This is a genomic window from Bradyrhizobium sp. Leo114 (assembly GCF_055229415.2).
In genome coordinates, this window is sequence record NZ_JBUYEN020000137.1 from 1 (window position 1) to 2682 (window position 2682).

Consider the following 2682-nt stretch of genomic DNA (forward strand, 5'->3'; position numbering starts at 1 on the left):
CGCCATCAGACTCGCTCGAAAGCGAATCCAACCCGCACACATCATCGCATGGTCACTTTGGCGTAGAGCTCACCAGGCCGCCGCCCAGCGCGCGCACTTCAAAACAAAAAGACAACTGTAATGCTAGCTAGCATCGCATGCATCGCAATTATCTCAAGGGACGTTTCGGCTACCGCATCATGGTCCTTGCCGCCGGCTACAACCTCGGCCTGCTCCTGCGATGGCCGGCGGAGAGTTGCGCGTCACCATCCGCGCGTTCGTCGATACTCTCCCGGCAGGAAATATCACTTTAGCCGGGCGCCGCGTCGCTTCGTCACAGACGAGTCACCGGCCGCTTACGGCGTAAGCGAAGAGATGCAATGAGATCCAAGCTGAGGCCGTGAAGCGTTTGCAGGCGTTTCCCCAGCTCCCACCGCTCATCGGGAAAATGGAGCTGGTCGATATTGAGTGTAGAGTTTACGCTTCTGGTTGAGTGCTCTCAAGGCCATAATCAGGGGCCAAATTGATAACTCTCCTGCAGCCGCGCGCCGCGTCAGTGTTCTCAAATATCCGCCAGCGTTCTTGATAGAGTCCCCTCTTTGCAAGATAACCGCGAGCGTGAGGCTAGCTCCCTCCTCTCCCATAACTGTACAGGCCTCATTCCAGGCGCTTGGACTAACAGCAAGCAGCTGCCGCGCTAGCCGCGCGGCGGCGACCAGATCTCCAATGGTCCGAATATCGCCGCGGGCATAATTGACGATGTCCGGGCAAGCCTCGATGATGAGCCGAACGGGCATCGCGAAGGATCTAGCACTCACATTTGCTTGGTGTTGGGACCTGGTAGGTGCCATTCTAGGTTTCGACTTTACGCAGCTATCTAGGTCAGGAGCATCGGCTGCGTCGACTTCCGGTGCTTCACCCCGATGAACGTGTTGCTGCAGAATCTCAAGGATATGCGAAGCAAGAAGGGTAAGCTCGCGGACAACCGGCTCCAGAGACTCGCGGGATGGGATACGCGGAAGGCGCGCCGTCAGATTGCCAAATTGGCGGCGTATCGCCGGCCAATCAGCATCGATATTCTCCTCGATACCCGTCTCGATCATTTTGCCAATGTCGCGCCGGGAAAGCGTGGCTTGCTTCCGCAAGCGATCGACAAGTTGACCGTCTTCAGCAATGCTGTAAGACAAATCCGCAAGCTCAGCCGCCCGAACGATGAGCGGACTAAGATCGAAGCCGAACGCCCGATCAATATGCCCGCTTGCATCGCGTCGCGCATAGCGCTTTCCATTCGGACTATCGCGCCTCAAAATAAGGCCTGCCTTGATGAGAGAGGCGAGTTGACGGCGAAGCGTGGAAGGTGCGATCCCGTGCGCTCGTATAATAAGCTTACGGTTCGATGGATAGACCACGAGATCGCTGGAGCTCGAGGCGAGGAGCGTCTCCCGATGAAAGGTCAAGAGAGCTTCAAGAACCGTGAGCGCGCGATCCGATACACCCAGTTGAGATCTCGCAATGCAGATGTGTCGGAACAGCTGCCACTTGTTGACGCTCTTGCCAGGCAAGAGCGCGTTGACTTGCTGCTGCGTTCGAACAACGTCGAACGAGATCCTCCCTGTCCCGAAGGGAGCCGTGGGACTTTGCTCGTGTATCTCCATTCGCGGATCCGATTCACCAAGGCAATAAAGGCCCGGCGTTGCCGGGCTCAGCTTACTAGCTCTAAGAAATCTGATTCGGCATAGTCACTAATAGTGTCTTCCACATTTCCTTAACGCTTAGAGGAGAGTGAATCGTACGCGGTAGCTGATCTCGTTAGATTTCTTTTGTGTTGAAGTGAGCCAAGCAGTTCTAGGGCGGCTGTCCATGTACAGCAAAAGCAGGTTCGTTCGCCAGCGGCTGCATCCTCCGGCATTGGTCCTGAGGCTATCGTCTCGGCTAATGGACTTGGTCCTACCGTCGGCTCTGGCGCAAGCCTTCGTAAGGACACGCTGCGGCCGTGAGAACTATTCCAAGCAACTCAAAAAACATAAAGCCAAAGCTTGGACGGCTTGCGGGATCGGTGGTCGTGGGCCCCTTCATTACCAAGCGACACTTCGAGAGCCAGGTGCGTTGTATCGCTTCGTTAGGTCGCAAACGCTACAGCGCTGTCGAAGTACTGCTTCAATATCAAAACAGGACCTATGATTTGTTATTGTAAGTGGCGCCCATCTTGGGCACCATAGGCGGTCATATTTGGTTGCTGCGCCGAGTTTTCTACACATCGAGAACGTCGTCGGCGATGGACGCGGCCTGCAAAGGGCGTGCCGAACACGGGATCACATCGGCGATCGAACAGAGCCGGCTCCGGAAATCTGCACAGTACGATAAGTGGAGTTTCTGCCTGACGGCGGGCAAGATTGTCCCGCGAATCAGGAGAGACGCGGCGGCGATCATCAGGGGCCGATCGCGCGCCGGATCGGGTCAAGACCGTCATCGCAATCGGGATTACTTGCCTGCCCATTTGCCGCAGGTGGAGCGCGTCATCGAGCTTGCGAGCACGTTCTGTCCGTGCGGTTGCGGCGCCATGACGAAGATTGGTGGTGAGCGTCACGAGAGGATCGCCGTGCCCGGCCTTGACTTGCGCGGAATGCTTTGGATTGCCCGATCGGGGTGATTGACGCTGCCGCTGGGCGATGATTGGGTGCTCCCCTCTGAAGGGGGCGACGG

At 56.9% G+C, this 2682-nt stretch carries 2 protein-coding genes; one reads left to right on the forward strand and one right to left on the reverse strand.

The window, feature by feature from the left end; genetic code table 11:
• Positions 1 to 416 precede the first annotated feature (416 nt).
• A complete protein-coding gene (repC, locus tag ACZIRK_RS44865; RefSeq protein ID WP_130231758.1) occupies positions 417 to 1634 on the reverse strand; it encodes a plasmid replication protein RepC in 1218 nt (405 codons plus the stop codon).
• Between the two features lie 551 nt (positions 1635 to 2185).
• Here repC and ACZIRK_RS44870 point away from each other — a divergent pair.
• Complete coding sequence (locus ACZIRK_RS44870) at positions 2186 to 2629, forward strand: hypothetical protein (protein WP_474419810.1); 444 nt, start codon at positions 2186 to 2188, stop codon at positions 2627 to 2629.
• The last annotated feature ends 53 nt before the right edge of the window (positions 2630 to 2682 follow it).